Genomic DNA, 13,491 nt, shown 5'->3' with positions numbered 1-13,491 from the left:
GTCACCCCTGCGTGGGTGGCACGTAACCGGCCGCGACGTCGGCGCCCTCGCCGAAAAAATGTTTTTCCATCTGCCGCGCCAGGTACTGGCGCGCGCGGGCGTCGGCGAGGTTCAAGCGGTTTTCGTTGACCAGCATGGTTTGGTGCCGCAGCCAGTCTTGCCACGCCTGTTTGCTGACATTGTCGTAGATGCGCTTGCCCAACTCGCCAGGGTAGGGGGGAAAGTCCAGTCCTTCGGCTTCGATGCCGAGTTTGATACAGCGAACGGTGCGTGCCATGGGTGATGCTCCTGTGCGAATGTGTGCTTCATGCCATGCCGTCATAACGGCGTCGGGGCAACGGTATAACGGCTTTGTTACGATCGGCGTATGGTCTGGTGTTCGCCATCGGCGACCAGCGACCCCGAGACTGTAGCGCAGTCGTGCTGCCCCAGCGTGGTCAGGGTTGAGACAGGTCAACCCCGCAGGCCCGGATCGCCGTTACCCTCGCCCGTATCTTTTTCGACTCCCTTCCATCATGAGTGCATTCGACGACGAACGTGTTTTGACCGTCCATCACTGGACCGATCGGCTGTTTAGCTTCACCACCACGCGCAATGCGGGGCTGCGCTTTCTCAACGGCCAGTTCACCATGATCGGTCTGCGGCTGGAAAATGGCAAGCCGCTGCTGCGCGCTTACAGCATCGTGTCGGCCAACTATGAAGAGCACCTAGAGTTTCTCAGCATCAAGGTGCCCGATGGGCCGTTGACCAGTCGCCTGCAGCACATCCAGCCCGGCGACTCGATCATCGTGGGGCACAAGCCCACCGGCACGCTGGTCATCGACTATCTGCTGCCGGGCAAACACCTGTACCTGTTCGGCACGGGCACGGGGCTCGCGCCGTTCATGAGCATCATCCGCGACCCGGCCACCTACGAACGTTTCGAGCAGGTGGTGCTGGTGCATGGCGTGCGCCTGGTGGCCGAGCTGGCGTACCGCGACTACATCACGCACGAGCTGCCGCAGCACGAGTTCCTGGGCGAGATGGTGCGTGCGCAGCTGCGCTACTATCCCACCGTGACGCGCGAGCCGTTCGAGCGCCAAGGCCGCATTCCGCAATTGGTGGAAAGCGGTCAGATGGCGCGCGAGCTGGGCTTGCCCCCGCTCAACCCCGAGACGGACCGCGTCATGATCTGTGGCAGTCCCGCGATGCTGCGTGACCTCAAGGCGATGTGCGAGCGCTACGGCTTCGTCGAGGGCAACACGAGCACGCCGGGGCAATTCGTGATCGAACGCGCCTTTGCCGATGCCAACTGATTTTTCTGCCGAACGACTGCGCACCTGGGTGCGGGCGCACCCCCGGGCCTGCCCGGCGCTGGTGGCGCTGTGGGCGGTGGGTTTGTTGGCCTTTGGCCTGTACTTGCAGCACGGGGTGGGGCTGGAGCCCTGTCCGATGTGCATCGTGCAACGCTATGCCCTGGTGGGGGTGGCGCTGCTGGCCGGGATGGCCGCGGCATGGCCTGGTCTACGTGGCCGTCTCGGCGGGATGTGGGCGGCGGCGGGGCTGGCGGTGTTTGGGGCGTTCGTGGCGGCGCGCCAGTCGTGGCTGCAGTGGTTCCCGCCCGAGATCCAGACCTGCGGGCGGGATTTCTACGGCATGATCGAAGCGTTTCCACTGCGCCGCGCGATCCCCATGATCTTTCGCGGCAGCGGTGACTGCTCGGCGGTGGATTGGACTTTTCTGGGGCTGACGATCGCCAACTGGTCGTTCGTGAATTTCGTCGCCATGGCGCTGGTGCTGGCCATGGGCGGGTGGTGGGTGCGCTCGCGTTAGGGTGGCCATGGAGCGCGTGGGTGCCATCGTCATCGGGGCCGGCGTGGTGGGCCTGGCGGTGGCGCGGGCGCTGGCCCAGGCTGGTCGCGAGGTGGTGGTGCTGGAGCGTGCCACGGCCATCGGTACCGGCGTGAGCTCGCGCAGCAGCGAGGTCATTCACGCCGGTCTGTACTATCCCCCAGGGTCGCGCAAAGCCCGCTGGTGCGTGCGGGGCAAACCGTTGCTCTTCGAATATGCGCAGCGCCACGGCGTGGCGCACCGCCGCTGTGGCAAGTGGGTGGTTGCCACCGACGACACGCAGATCCCGGCACTGGAGAGGCTGCTGCAACGAGCCCAGGCCAATGGGGTGCCCGCACAGTGGGTCGACCGTGCGGCGCTGCGCGCTCGTGTGCCCGCGCTGCACGGTGTGGCCGCGCTGTGGTCGCCAACGACCGGCATCATCGACAGCCACGGGCTCATGCTGGCACTGCAGGGAGACTTGCACGACGCGGGCGGCAGTGTGGCGCTGGGATCGGTCTTCGAGGCGGCGGAACCGCTGGGCCCGCAGGCCCAGGGCGGCTGGGCGGTGCGGGGCAGGACGTTGGATGGCGAGCGCTTCGCGGTGCAGGCGGACGTGTTGGTCAATGCCGCCGGACTGTGGGCCTGCGACGTGGCGCGCGCCGTGTGGGGCCCGCCGCCCGAGCGTTGGCCCGTGCCGCGCTATGCCAAGGGTAGCTACTTTGCGCTGGCGGGGCGCCCACCGTGCGACGCCTTGGTCTATCCCGCGCCGCAGGATGCCTGGCTGGGGGTGCATCTGACGCTGGATCTGGGCGGACAGGCCCGCTTCGGCCCCGATCTCGAATGGCTGCCCGAGGGCACGCGACCCGAGACGCTGGACTACACGGTGGACGCTGCCCGTGCCCCCGCGTTCGAGGCGGCGATTCGGCGCTACTGGCCAGGGTTGCCCGATGGGGCCTTGCGGCCCGCCTACAGCGGGGTGCGGCCTAAAATCCACGGGCCGGATACCCCCGCGCCGGATTTTCGGCTCGAGGCGCCGGCCCAGCATGGCTGGGCTGGGCTGGTGCACTTGTTGGGGATCGAGTCGCCCGGATTGACGAGCGCGTTGGCGATCGGTGAAGCCGTCGCCAGGGCCCTGGACACGCCGACATGAGCGTGGCGACGACCGCAGGGAACCATCGCCGCACGACCGGTTCCCCCCCCACCATGACTTTGACGCCGTTTGCTGAGTTCGCCCTCCTGCTGCTCGCGGCAGGGTTGGGCGCGCTGTTCGTGCGGCTGCGCCAGCCGGTGCTCATCGCCTACATCGTGAGCGGCATCGCGCTGGGTCCGGCGGGCTTGGGGTTGGTCAAGGCGCACGACCAAGTCGCGCTGCTGGCCCAGATCGGTGTGACGGTGCTGCTCTTCATCGTCGGCTTGAAGCTCGACTTGTAGCACGTGCGCCACATCGGTCCGGTGGCGCTGGCCACGGGGTTGGGGCAACTGGGCTTTACCATCGCAGGTGGTTTCGTGCTCATCCTGCTGCTGGGGCAGAACCTCATGACCGCGCTCTACGTCAGCGTGGCGCTGACGTTTTCCAGCACCATCATCATCGTCAAGCTGCTGACCGACAAGCGCGAGCTCGACTCCCTGCACGGGCGGATCGCCGTCGGGTTTTTGATCGTGCAGGACATCGCCGTCGTGCTGGCGATGATGGCGATGAGCGCGCTGCGCGTGCCAGAGGGGCAGGCCGCGCCCGAGGGCTGGGTGGTGGCGCTGTCGTTGGTGGCGCGATTGGCGCTGGCCGTGGTGCTGGTCGCGGCGGTGATGCGCTGGGTGCTGCCGCGCCTGGTCACGGCCATGGCGCGCTCGCAAGAGTTGCTGCTGGTGTTTGCCATGGCCTGGGGTCTGGGCTTGGCGGCACTGGGGGCCTGGGCCGGGTTTTCGATGGAGGCTGGGGCCTTCGTGGCCGGGTTTACCCTCGCCAACACCCCGTACCGCGAGGCCATCCATGCGCGCTTGTCCGGGATTCGCGACTTTTTGCTGTTGTTCTTTTTCATCCACCTGGGGGCCGAGCTGGAGATGTCGACGCTGGGCGATGCGCTGGGGCCGGCGCTGGTGCCGGTGGATTTTTCACCCTGGTCGGCCCCGACGCTGGCGCTGGTGGATACGATGGCGCCCCACGCGTTGGTCGAGTTGCTGCACGTCTACACGGTGCCGTTCGAAGAGAAGCTGCGGTTTGCCGGGGTGGACGACGACACCATCGCCCACTACCGCGAGCGCACTCGCGCCCAAGCCCATGCCCGGCTGCTGGCCTTGGCACACGAGCAGGGATGGTCGCCCAGCCGCTACCGTGTGCATTTGTACGAAAGTGACGCCGCGCCGGCCGTCGTGCGCAGCGCCCAGGAATGGGGGTGCGACTTGGTGGCACTGGGCAAGCACGGCCAGGGTGTGGCGGAAGAATTGCTGCTGGGCAGCGTGACCAAGCACGTGGTGGCCGAGGCCTCGTGTGACGTGCTGGTATCTCCCGCCGCGCAGCGCGTGTGATCAGCCCATGGCCGCATCGCGCAGGGCGCGCGCCACCTGGGGCACCAAGCCCGGGCCGTGGTAAATCAGCCCGGTGTAGAGCTGCACCAGATCGGCCCCCGCTTGCCGCTTGGCCAGCGCGTCGTCGGCGTCCATCACGCCGCCCACACCGATGATGGGGTAGCCCGGCCCCAGCCGCTGGCGCAGCGCCACGATGACCCGGTTGCTGGCCTTGGCCACGGGACGGCCCGACAGGCCACCCGCCTCATCGGCGTGGGGCAGGCCCTGCACGGCGTCACGCGCCAGCGTGGTGTTGGTGGCAATCACACCGTCCATGCCGTGGCGCACGAGCGCGTCGGCGATCATGCCGATTTGCACCTCATCCAAGTCTGGGGCGATCTTGATGAACAGTGGGCGCCAGCAGCCGTGTTGATCGGCCAGTGCCTGACGCCGCTGCGCGAGCGCGGCCAGCAGGCCCTCCAGCGCGCTGTCGCTTTGCAGCTGGCGTAGGTTTTGTGTGTTGGGGCTGGAGATGTTGACGGTGACGTAGTCGGCGTGGGGGTACACGCCTTCCAGGCCCCGCAGGTAGTCGTCGGTGGCGCGCTCGATCGGGGTACTGGCGTTTTTGCCGATGTTGAGCCCGAGTACCAGCGCTGGCGAGCCCGTTTGCCGCACGCGCGCGCGCTGCACGTGCTCGACGAAGGCGGCCAGGCCTTCGTTGTTGAAGCCAAAGCGGTTGATGAGGGCGTGCGCCTGCGGCAGCCGGAACAGCCGCGGTTTGGGGTTACCGGGCTGGGCCAGCGGGGTGACCGTGCCCACTTCGACGAAACCAAAACCCATGGCGGCCCAGGCATCGATGCAGCGCGCGTTTTTGTCCAGGCCGGCGGCCAACCCTACGCGGTTGGGAAAGCGCAGACCTGCCAGTTCCACCGGGTCGTCGATGCGCGGCTGGGCAAACAGCGCGCGCAGCGGGGTGTGTTGCAGGCGCTCCAGCGTGTGCAGGGTTAGATCGTGCGCGGCTTCGGCGTCCAGGCCGAAGAGCAGCGCGCGCAGCGGGGCGTAAGGCAGCCAAGTCATCGGATAATTGTCGCACTCCCGCCCACCCGTTTATCGAGGATACTCACTCATGCCCCACGATGCCCCTACCGCCCCCATGAGCCCAGACGCCCTCAAGGCCTTGGTCGGTCAAGCCGCCTTGGCGTATGTGGAGCCGGGCCAAATCATCGGCGTGGGTACCGGATCGACGGTCAACTGTTTCATCGACGCGCTGGCCACCGTGCGCGACCGTATCCCTGGGGCGGTCTCGAGCTCCGTGGCCACGACGCAGCGGTTGCGCGCGATCGGTGTGCCGGTATTCGACGCCAACGAGGTCGAGACGCTGTCGGTCTACATCGACGGTGCGGACGAGATCGACCCGCGCGGCTACATGATCAAAGGCGGGGGGGCGGCGCTGACGCGCGAAAAAATCGTGGCCGCCCAGGCCCGGCGCTTCGTGTGTATCGCGGATCAGTCCAAGTGGGTGTCCACGCTGGGGCGTTTTCCGTTGCCGGTGGAGGTGATCCCGATGGCCACACAGCGGCTGATGCGCCAGTTTGCCGCGCTGGGCGGGCAAGCGCGTCTGCGCTTGAAGGATGGGCAACCGCTGGTCACCGACAACGGCCAGCACATCCTGGACGTGCACGGCCTCACGATCGATGACCCGCTCGCGTTCGAGTCGATGGTGAACAACTGGCCGGGTGTGGTGACGGTGGGGGTCTTTGCCCACCAACGCGCGCACGTGTGTCTGCTCGGCACGCCCGAGGGCGTGCGCACCATCGCCTTCGAGGGCTGAACCCGCCGCTACGCCATACCCTGGTGCCGCAACAGGGCGTCGATTTGTGGGTCGCGCCCGCGAAAGGCACGAAACGACTCGAGTGCGGGGCGGCTGCCGCCCACTTCCAAGATTTCTCGCCGCAGGCGCTGCCCGACTTCCGGGTCCAGTACCGAGCCGCGCTGCACCGCGGCTTCTTCGAACGCCGCGTAGGCGTCGGCGCTGAGTACCTCGGCCCACTTGTAGCTGTAGTAGCCGGCCGCGTAGCCGCCCGCGAAAATGTGACTGAAGGTGTGCGGCATGCGGTGCCAGGCCGGTGGCTGCAACACCGCGACCTCGTCACGCACCTGCTGCAGCAGGGCCATGACATCGCCGTCGGGCGCTCCCTCCAGGTGCAGCCGCATGTCGAACAGCGCATATTCGACCTGGCGCAGCGTCTGCAGGCCGCTTTGAAAATTGCGGGCGGCGCGCATTTTGTCGAACAGCGCACGCGGCAAGGGCTCGCCGGTATCGACGTGGGCGGTCATGCCTTGCAGCACCTCCCACTCCCAGCAGAAGTTTTCCATGAACTGGCTGGGCAGTTCCACCGCGTCCCATTCCACGCCGCTGATGCCCGCCACATCGTGTTCGTCCACCTGCGTCAGCAGGTGGTGCAAGCCGTGGCCAAACTCGTGGAACAGCGTGATGACGTCATCGTGCGTGAGCAGCGCGGGCTTGCCGTCCACCCCGTCGGCAAAGTTGCACACCAGGTGCGCCAGCGGCGTTTGCAGGCGGCCATCGTCCGGGCGCCGCCAGCGGCTGCGCGCGTCGTCCATCCAGGCGCCCCCACGCTTGCCGGCGCGCGCGGCCGGGTCCAGGTAAAACTGCCCGAGCAGCTGCCCGTCGCGTTCGATGCGGAAAAACCGCACACTTGGGTGCCACACGGGGGCTTCGTCGGGGCGGATGCGCACCTCGAACAGCGTCTCGACGATGGCGAACAGCCCTTGCAACACGCGCGGTAGCGGGAAGTAGGGCTTGACGTCCTGTTCGCTGTAGGCGTAGCGCGCTTGCCGCAGTCGCTCGGCGATGTAGGGCCAGTCCCAGGCCTGCGGATCATCCAGTCCCAGATGTTCGCGCGCGAAGGCGCGCATGTCGGCCACGTCGCGTTCGGCGTAGGGCCGGGCGCGGCGCGCCAGGTCGCGCAGGAAATCGATCACTTGCTGCGGCGACTCGGCCATCTTGGGCACGAGCGACAGGTGGGCAAAGCTGGGGTAGCCCAGCAGCCGCGCCTCTTCGGCGCGCAGCGCAAGCAATTCGCGCAGGATGGGGCCGTTGTCGAAGCGGCGCAAGTCGCCCTCTGCCTGGTCGCTGGCACGCGTGCCGTAGGCGCGGTAGAGGCGCTCGCGCAGGGCGCGGTGGTGGGCAAATTGCAGCACCGGCAGATACACCGGCAACTTCAACCCCAGGCGGTGGCCGCTGCGCCCTTCGGCCTCGGCGGCTTGGCGCGTGGCGGCCAGCACGTCGGGCGGTACGCCGTCGAGCTCGGCCGTGTCCACGTATTCCACATAGGCGTCGGTGGCATCGAGGGCGTTTTCGCTGAATTTTTGCGCGAGCTCCGCCTGGCGCTCCTGGATGGCGGCAAAGCGCGCCTTCGCTTCGCCTTGGAGCTCGGCACCGCCCAGCACGAAGCCGCGCAGCGCCAACTCGCGCGCGCGGCGCTGGGCGGCATCCAGCGACGCGGGGTCGATGGCCTTGTAGCGTGCGTACAGCCGTTCATCCGCCCCCAGTCGGGTCCAGAACTCCGTCACGCGCGGCAGCATGGCGTTGTATGCCTCGCGCAGCGCGGGCGTATCGGCCACGGCGTTGAGGTGGCTGACCATGCCCCAGGCGCGGCCCAGCCGTTCGGTGGCGACGTCCAGCGTGCGCGCCAGTGCATGCCAGTTGGCAGGGAACTCGGCCGCCGTCACCGCGGCCAGGGCGGTCTCGGCCTGTTGCAGCAAATGCTCGATGGCGGGCGCGATGTGTTCGGGAGCCACCGCGTCGAAGCGCGGCGTGCCACCGTCGTCGAGCAGGGGGTTGGCAAGCAGAGCAGGGTCGGTGCGATCGTTCATGGGGTCAAGAATGCCAGTGAAGGGCGCCAGCGGCGCTAGACGGCCTCGGTTGGCCCGGCCGCGCGGCGGGTTACTGGGCGGCGGAGGCCGCCTTCTTGGCGCTCTTTTGGCGGCGTTTGGCCTTTTTGACGAGCCCCCCCGGCGTCAGGCGCTGGTTGCCCAGCACGCGCACGGTTTTGATTTCGGGGCGCTGGCCGCCTTTCTTGCTGTATTTGACGACTTTGAACTCACGCGGGCCGGGCTTGCGGTCCTCGTCCGGCGCCTTGGCTTTGGGCGGGATGGGGCGCCAGAGCACGAGCAGCTTGCCGATGTGCTGCACCGGCGCGGCGCCCAGCTCCTCGGCCAGTTGTTGCAGCCAAACTTCGCGTTGTGCGCGGTCGTCACCGAGGACGCGAACCTTGATCAGGCCATGGGCCTTGAGGGCGGCGTCCACTTCGGCCTTGACCGCATCGGTCAGGCCCTCGGCGCCGATCATGACGACCGGTTCGAGGTGGTGCGCTTGGCCGCGATAGGCGGCCCGCTGGGCGGGAGTCAGAATGATCGGGGGCATGGACGGATTATCCCGCATGGCGCCGTATAGTCGGGGGAACATGAAAGTCAAGACACAAAGCAAAAAGGTCAACAAGGCGTGGCTGAACCAGCACGTGACCGACCCCTGGGTACGCCTGGCCCAAAAGGAGGGCTATCGTGCCCGTGCCGCGTACAAACTCAAGGAGCTCGACGAGACATACGGCCTGGTGCAACCGGGCCAGTGCATCGTCGATCTGGGTTGCGCGCCGGGCGCGTGGTGTCAGTACCTGCGTCGGCGCCTGGGCACGGTGGCAGGACCCGATGGGCAGCCGCGGGTGCGTGGCGTCATCGTCGGGCTGGACTTGCTGCCCATGGAACCCATCGACGGGGTGCGCTTCATTCAGGGCGATTTTCGCGAGGAGGCGACGCTGGCCGCGCTGCGGGCGGCGCTGGCCGAGGCGCTGGGCACGGAAGCGGCGCACCGCGTGGACGTCGTGCTGTCGGACATGGCACCCAATCTGTCCGGGGTCGAGAGTGTGGATGCGGCGCGCATCGAGCACCTGATCGAGCTCGCGGTCGAATTCGCCGTCCAGCACCTCAAGCCCACGGGCGCGCTCGTGGCCAAGGTGTTTCACGGCAGTGCGTACGACGCGGCCGTGCGGCGGTTTCGCGAGCACTTCCGCGCCGTCAAGGTGCACAAGCCCAAGGCGTCGCGCCCTCAGTCGGCGGAAACCTTTTTGGTGGGATTGGGTCTGAAAGGGAGCGGTTGACGTGGCGTCTCGCGCAACGCGGTGAGCTATCCCGACGATTGAAAGGGTTTCGCTTTTCCGTGCCAGAGCGGGTGTGCACAAGCCATACAATGGGGTCGTCGTGGAGCATGCAGCCGATGGTTGGCGGTCGTCAACCCATCTCCACCCGGTTTATCGAGGAGTTATCGTTGAACAACAACCAGTGGTTCTCCAAGGTGGCGATCTGGATGGTGATCGCCATGGTGCTGTTCACGGTCTTCAAGCAGTTTGACGGCCGTGCCACCGCCGGTGCGGGCTACATGGCGTACTCGGATTTTCTCAACGAGGTCAAGGCGCAGCGCATCAAGAGCGCCACCATTCAAGAGGGCGCCAACGGCACCGAAATCATCGCCATCACCACGGACGACCGGCGTGTGCGCACCAATGCCACCTACCTCGACCGCGGACTGGTGGGCGACCTCATCGCCAATGACGTCAAGTTCGACGTGCGACCGCGTGAAGAGGGCTCGCTGCTGATGACCCTGCTCGTGAGTTGGGGGCCGATGCTGCTGCTCATCGGCGTGTGGATTTACTTCATGCGCCAGATGCAAGGCGGCGGGCGCGGTGGTGCCTTCAGCTTCGGCAAGAGCAAGGCGCGCATGCTCGACGAAAACGCCAACACCGTCACCTTTGCCGACGTGGCAGGCTGCGACGAAGCCAAGGAAGAAGTCAAGGAGGTCGTCGACTTCCTGAAGGATCCGCAGAAGTTTCAAAAGTTGGGTGGGCGCATCCCGCGTGGGTTGTTGCTGGTGGGGCCGCCGGGTACGGGTAAGACCTTGTTGGCCAAGGCCATCGCGGGCGAAGCCAAGGTGCCGTTTTTCAGCATCTCGGGCTCTGACTTCGTCGAAATGTTCGTGGGTGTGGGTGCGGCGCGTGTGCGCGACATGTTCGAGCAGGCCAAGAAGAACGCGCCCTGCATCATCTTCATCGATGAAATCGACGCCGTGGGCCGCCAGCGCGGTGCTGGCTTGGGCGGGGGCAACGACGAACGCGAGCAGACGCTCAACCAGATGCTGGTTGAGATGGACGGCTTCGAGACCAATCTGGGCGTCATCGTCATCGCGGCGACCAACCGGCCCGACATCCTGGATGCGGCGCTGCTGCGCCCGGGGCGCTTCGACCGCCAGGTGTACGTGACGCTGCCCGACATTCGCGGCCGCGAGCAGATTCTCAAGGTCCACATGCGCAAGATTCCGGTGGGGCCGGATGTCAGCCCGGAGGTCATCGCCCGCGGCACACCGGGCATGAGTGGCGCGGATTTGGCCAACCTGTGCAACGAAGCCGCGTTGATGGCAGCGCGCCGTAACGCGCGCGTGGTGGAGATGCAGGACTTCGAGCGCGCGAAGGACAAGATCTTGATGGGGCCCGAGCGCAAGTCCATGGTGATGCCCGAGGAAGAGCGCCGCAACACCGCCTACCACGAGGCAGGCCACGCGCTGATCGGTAAACTGCTGCCCAAGTGCGATCCGGTGCACAAGGTCACCATCATCCCGCGCGGGCGCGCCCTAGGCGTCACGATGAGCCTGCCTGAGAAGGACCGCTATTCCTACGACAAGGAGTACATGCTCAACCAAATCGCCATGCTGTTCGGTGGCCGCATCGCGGAAGAAGTGTTCATGAACCAGATGACCACCGGGGCCAGCAACGACTTCGAGCGCGCGACCCAGATTGCGCGCGACATGGTGATGCGCTACGGCATGTCCGAAAAGCTCGGCCCCATGGTGTATGCCGAAAACGAGGGCGAGGTCTTCCTGGGCCGGTCGATTACCAAGACCACCCACATGAGTGAAGAGACCATGCGCCAGGTCGACGCAGAGGTGCGGCGCATCATCGACGAGCAGTACGCGTTGGCGCGACGCCTGATCGAGCAAAACGCCGACAAGATGCATGCGATGGCCAAGGCGCTGTTGGAGTGGGAGACGATCGACGCCGAACAGATCGACGACATCATGGCAGGCCGCCCGCCACGCCCGCCGAAGGATGCGGCGCCGGGTTCGCCCAATACCGGTGGCGGTAGCGGCTCGGGTGGCGCCGCCGAGCCGGTGAAGGCGGCTGACCCCACGCCACAGGCGCCCAGCGCGGCGTGAGCATGGCTGCCCGTTGGGGTTGACGAGAGCCGGGGCGTGGCCCCGGCTTTTTTATGTGCGCCCGGCACGGGCGCACTCTTGTGGGTGAAAGTCCCACCGTAAGTTGATCACAGCGAACGAAGCGAAGCGCAACTGCATGAGGGCGACCGAGTGTGGGGAGGAAGCGTGGAGCGAAACTGCGAGCCGATGGACAAGAACCGGATAGAAGGCGCTGCCGAGCAGGGCGAGCGGGCATGAATCCGCGAAGCTCTCGTGATCAAGGCGAAGCGGCGTAAATCCGGCGGTTGTGCAGTGAAGGAGTGCGTTCTTACCCGGGGAGATCTCGCCTTATGCCTGAAAGGGCGACGTGGTGACACGGAGCGAGAAGTCAGCAGAGGCCATAGTAGCTGCCAGTCGTGGGCGAAGGGCCGAACGAGAAGGAGTGCTTGAGACCATGTCGATGCTGGAAGCAAGGCGTCAGAAGTCTGCGCAAGCAGAGCGGGCGGGGGTAGCGCACGGTGAAGCCGGGCGGGAACCTGTCAGCGACGAAGCGGCCGGCCCGCGACGGGACACCGAGAGCACAGGGCCGGGACTGCTGCAAGCGGTTCTGGCGAGAGAGAACCTGCGGCGAGCATGGAAGAGAGTCAAAGCCAACAAAGGCGCAGCCGGCGTGGATGGGCTGGACATTGACCAGACCGCCCGCCATCTGGTGACGGCGTGGCCATTGATTCGGGAACAACTGCTGCAGGGGAGGTACCGGCCCAGTCCGGTACGACGGGTAACGATCCCGAAGCCGGACGGTGGCGAGCGCGAGCTCGGCATTCCGACGGTCACGGATCGGCTGATCCAGCAAGCACTGCTGCAAGTGCTGCAACCGCTACTTGACCCGACATTCAGCGAGTGCAGCTACGGCTTCCGGCCGGGCCGACGAGCCCACGACGCGATACTGGCGGCGCAGGGCTACATCCAGTCCGGACGGAAGATCGTGGTTGATGTCGATCTGGAGAAATTCTTTGATCGAGTCAACCACGACATCCTCATCGACCGCCTACGCAAACGCATCGACGATGCTGGAATCATTCGGCTGATACGGGCGTACCTGAACAGCGGCATCATGAGCGATGGCGTAGTGTTTGAGCGGTATCAAGGCACGCCGCAAGGTGGGCCGCTGTCGCCGCTGCTGGCGAATGTGATGCTGGACGAAGTGGATAAGGTACTGGAGAAGCACGGCCACTGCTTTGCGCGCTATGCCGACGACTGCAACGTCTATGTCCGTAGTCGGAAAGCTGGCGAACGGGTCATGGCGCTGCTGCGCAAGTGTTACGGCAAGCTGAGGCTCAAGATCAATGAAGCCAAGAGTGCGGTGGCCAGCGTCAAGGGAAGGAAGTTCTTGGGCTACAGCTTCTGGTTTGGCAAGGAGGGCGTCAAGCGCAGGGTGGCCGACAAGCCGATGGCGACGTTCAAGCAGCGGGTGAGGCAACTGACCCGGCGCTCAGGCGGACGCAGCATGGCGGAGGTCATTGAGCGACTGAAACCTTATCTGTTGGGATGGAAAGCCTACTTTGGGCTGGCGCAAACACCGGGCGTCTGGCGATCGCTGGACGAATGGCTGCGCCACCGACTACGGGCGATCCACCTCAAGCACTGGAAGCGGGGTAGCACGATCTACCGGGAACTGCTCAACCTAGGCGCGTCCGAACACGTGGCAAAGCGGGTGGCAGGCAATTCCCGCTGCTGGTGGCGGAATAGCGCGGGCGAGCTCAACCGGGTGCTGACCATTGCCTACTTCGACAAACTTGGCGTTCCCCGTCTCTCATGACCTCAACTTCTCGAACCGCCCGGTGCGGACCCGCATGCCGGGTGGTGTGGGAGGGGCCCGGTCAGGTATCCTGACCGCCCCTATCTCGATTCCC

At 66.1% G+C, this 13,491-nt stretch carries 12 protein-coding genes and 1 pseudogene; 9 read left to right on the top strand and 4 right to left on the bottom strand.

The annotated features are described in order from the left end of the window. Window position 1 precedes the first annotated feature (1 nt). Window positions 2-277: an oxidative damage protection protein gene (locus ACPYIS_RS11845; RefSeq protein WP_299019242.1), complete on the bottom strand. Its 276-nt coding sequence runs from the start codon at window positions 275-277 to the stop codon at window positions 2-4. A 238-nt stretch (window positions 278-515) separates the two neighbouring features. Between ACPYIS_RS11845 and ACPYIS_RS11840 the strand changes: the two genes are divergently transcribed. From ACPYIS_RS11840 to ACPYIS_RS11820, 5 genes and pseudogenes are all read left to right on the top strand, one after another. Continuing rightward, window positions 516-1,295 (top strand): ferredoxin--NADP reductase, encoded by a 780-nt coding sequence (locus ACPYIS_RS11840; protein ID WP_424859088.1) that lies wholly within the window; start codon window positions 516-518, stop codon window positions 1,293-1,295. After that, entirely contained in the window at window positions 1,285-1,812 is a 528-nt protein-coding gene (locus tag ACPYIS_RS11835; protein ID WP_424859089.1) for a disulfide bond formation protein B, read from the top strand. Before ACPYIS_RS11840 ends, ACPYIS_RS11835 begins: the two co-directional genes overlap by 11 nt. A gap of 7 nt (window positions 1,813-1,819) precedes the next feature. After that, a complete protein-coding gene (locus ACPYIS_RS11830; protein ID WP_424859090.1) occupies window positions 1,820-2,962 on the top strand; it encodes an NAD(P)/FAD-dependent oxidoreductase in 1,143 nt (380 codons plus the stop codon). Further along, a pseudogene (locus tag ACPYIS_RS11825) lies at window positions 2,959-3,873 on the top strand (cation:proton antiporter); the annotation flags it as partial. The gene ACPYIS_RS11830 and the pseudogene ACPYIS_RS11825, both read left to right, overlap by 4 nt. Further along, the gene (locus ACPYIS_RS11820) at window positions 3,871-4,335 is read left to right on the top strand and encodes a universal stress protein (RefSeq protein ID WP_424860189.1); all 465 of its coding nucleotides are present in this window, start codon (window positions 3,871-3,873) and stop codon (window positions 4,333-4,335) included. The pseudogene ACPYIS_RS11825 and the gene ACPYIS_RS11820, both read left to right, overlap by 3 nt. Here ACPYIS_RS11820 and ACPYIS_RS11815 read toward each other — a convergent pair whose 3' ends face one another. Continuing rightward, window positions 4,336-5,391: a quinone-dependent dihydroorotate dehydrogenase gene (locus tag ACPYIS_RS11815; RefSeq protein WP_424859091.1), complete on the bottom strand. Its 1,056-nt coding sequence runs from the start codon at window positions 5,389-5,391 to the stop codon at window positions 4,336-4,338. A gap of 49 nt (window positions 5,392-5,440) precedes the next feature. Here ACPYIS_RS11815 and rpiA point away from each other — a divergent pair, with 49 nt between their 5' ends. Further along, on the top strand, window positions 5,441-6,145 hold the full coding sequence (gene rpiA / locus ACPYIS_RS11810; protein ID WP_424859092.1) for a ribose-5-phosphate isomerase RpiA: 705 nt from the start codon (window positions 5,441-5,443) through the stop codon (window positions 6,143-6,145). Between the two features lie 8 nt (window positions 6,146-6,153). On the opposite strand, the gene ACPYIS_RS11805 is transcribed toward rpiA, so the two are convergent. Together ACPYIS_RS11805 and ACPYIS_RS11800 are read right to left on the bottom strand one after the other, a co-directional pair. Next, window positions 6,154-8,214, bottom strand: coding sequence for a M3 family metallopeptidase (locus ACPYIS_RS11805; RefSeq protein WP_424859093.1), 2,061 nt, complete (start codon window positions 8,212-8,214; stop codon window positions 6,154-6,156). Window positions 8,215-8,284: 70 nt separating this feature from the next. Beyond that, window positions 8,285-8,764, bottom strand: a complete 480-nt coding sequence (locus tag ACPYIS_RS11800) for a YhbY family RNA-binding protein (RefSeq protein ID WP_424859094.1) — start codon at window positions 8,762-8,764, stop codon at window positions 8,285-8,287. A 40-nt stretch (window positions 8,765-8,804) separates the two neighbouring features. On the opposite strand from ACPYIS_RS11800, the gene ACPYIS_RS11795 reads away from it, so the two are divergent. The 3 genes from ACPYIS_RS11795 to ltrA all read left to right on the top strand — a co-directional run bounded on the left by ACPYIS_RS11795 (window position 8,805) and on the right by ltrA (window position 13,397). Next, window positions 8,805-9,494: an RlmE family RNA methyltransferase gene (locus ACPYIS_RS11795; protein WP_424859095.1), complete on the top strand. Its 690-nt coding sequence runs from the start codon at window positions 8,805-8,807 to the stop codon at window positions 9,492-9,494. 206 nt (window positions 9,495-9,700) lie between these two features. Then, on the top strand, window positions 9,701-11,599 hold the full coding sequence (ftsH, locus tag ACPYIS_RS11790; protein ID WP_424860190.1) for an ATP-dependent zinc metalloprotease FtsH: 1,899 nt from the start codon (window positions 9,701-9,703) through the stop codon (window positions 11,597-11,599). A gap of 433 nt (window positions 11,600-12,032) precedes the next feature. Then, the gene (gene ltrA, locus ACPYIS_RS11785) at window positions 12,033-13,397 is read left to right on the top strand and encodes a group II intron reverse transcriptase/maturase (RefSeq protein WP_424859842.1); all 1,365 of its coding nucleotides are present in this window, start codon (window positions 12,033-12,035) and stop codon (window positions 13,395-13,397) included. Window positions 13,398-13,491: the final 94 nt, after the last annotated feature.

The sequence above is a fragment of the Tepidimonas sp. HKU78 genome (assembly GCF_049860815.1).
In the GTDB taxonomy this organism is placed as follows: Bacteria; Pseudomonadota; Gammaproteobacteria; order Burkholderiales; family Burkholderiaceae_C; genus Tepidimonas.
Note: the sequence above shows the minus strand (reverse complement) of the source record. Positions and strands in the feature narration are given on the sequence as shown.

What these genes read in the sequence shown, in the direction of transcription:
- ACPYIS_RS11830 (WP_424859090.1), top strand. Translation starts at nt 1,820, where the DNA reads ATGGAGCGCGTGGGTGCCATCGTCATCGGGGCCGGCGTGGTGGGCCTG.
- ACPYIS_RS11795 (WP_424859095.1), top strand. Translation starts at nt 8,805, where the DNA reads ATGAAAGTCAAGACACAAAGCAAAAAGGTCAACAAGGCGTGGCTGAAC.
- ACPYIS_RS11805 (WP_424859093.1), bottom strand. Translation starts at nt 8,214, where the DNA reads ATGAACGATCGCACCGACCCTGCTCTGCTTGCCAACCCCCTGCTCGAC.
- ltrA (WP_424859842.1), top strand. Translation starts at nt 12,033, where the DNA reads ATGTCGATGCTGGAAGCAAGGCGTCAGAAGTCTGCGCAAGCAGAGCGG.
- ACPYIS_RS11840 (WP_424859088.1), top strand. Translation starts at nt 516, where the DNA reads ATGAGTGCATTCGACGACGAACGTGTTTTGACCGTCCATCACTGGACC.
- rpiA (WP_424859092.1), top strand. Translation starts at nt 5,441, where the DNA reads ATGCCCCACGATGCCCCTACCGCCCCCATGAGCCCAGACGCCCTCAAG.
- ACPYIS_RS11800 (WP_424859094.1), bottom strand. Translation starts at nt 8,764, where the DNA reads ATGCCCCCGATCATTCTGACTCCCGCCCAGCGGGCCGCCTATCGCGGC.
- ACPYIS_RS11835 (WP_424859089.1), top strand. Translation starts at nt 1,285, where the DNA reads ATGCCAACTGATTTTTCTGCCGAACGACTGCGCACCTGGGTGCGGGCG.
- ACPYIS_RS11820 (WP_424860189.1), top strand. Translation starts at nt 3,871, where the DNA reads ATGTCGACGCTGGGCGATGCGCTGGGGCCGGCGCTGGTGCCGGTGGAT.
- ftsH (WP_424860190.1), top strand. Translation starts at nt 9,701, where the DNA reads ATGGTGATCGCCATGGTGCTGTTCACGGTCTTCAAGCAGTTTGACGGC.
- ACPYIS_RS11845 (WP_299019242.1), bottom strand. Translation starts at nt 277, where the DNA reads ATGGCACGCACCGTTCGCTGTATCAAACTCGGCATCGAAGCCGAAGGA.
- ACPYIS_RS11815 (WP_424859091.1), bottom strand. Translation starts at nt 5,391, where the DNA reads ATGACTTGGCTGCCTTACGCCCCGCTGCGCGCGCTGCTCTTCGGCCTG.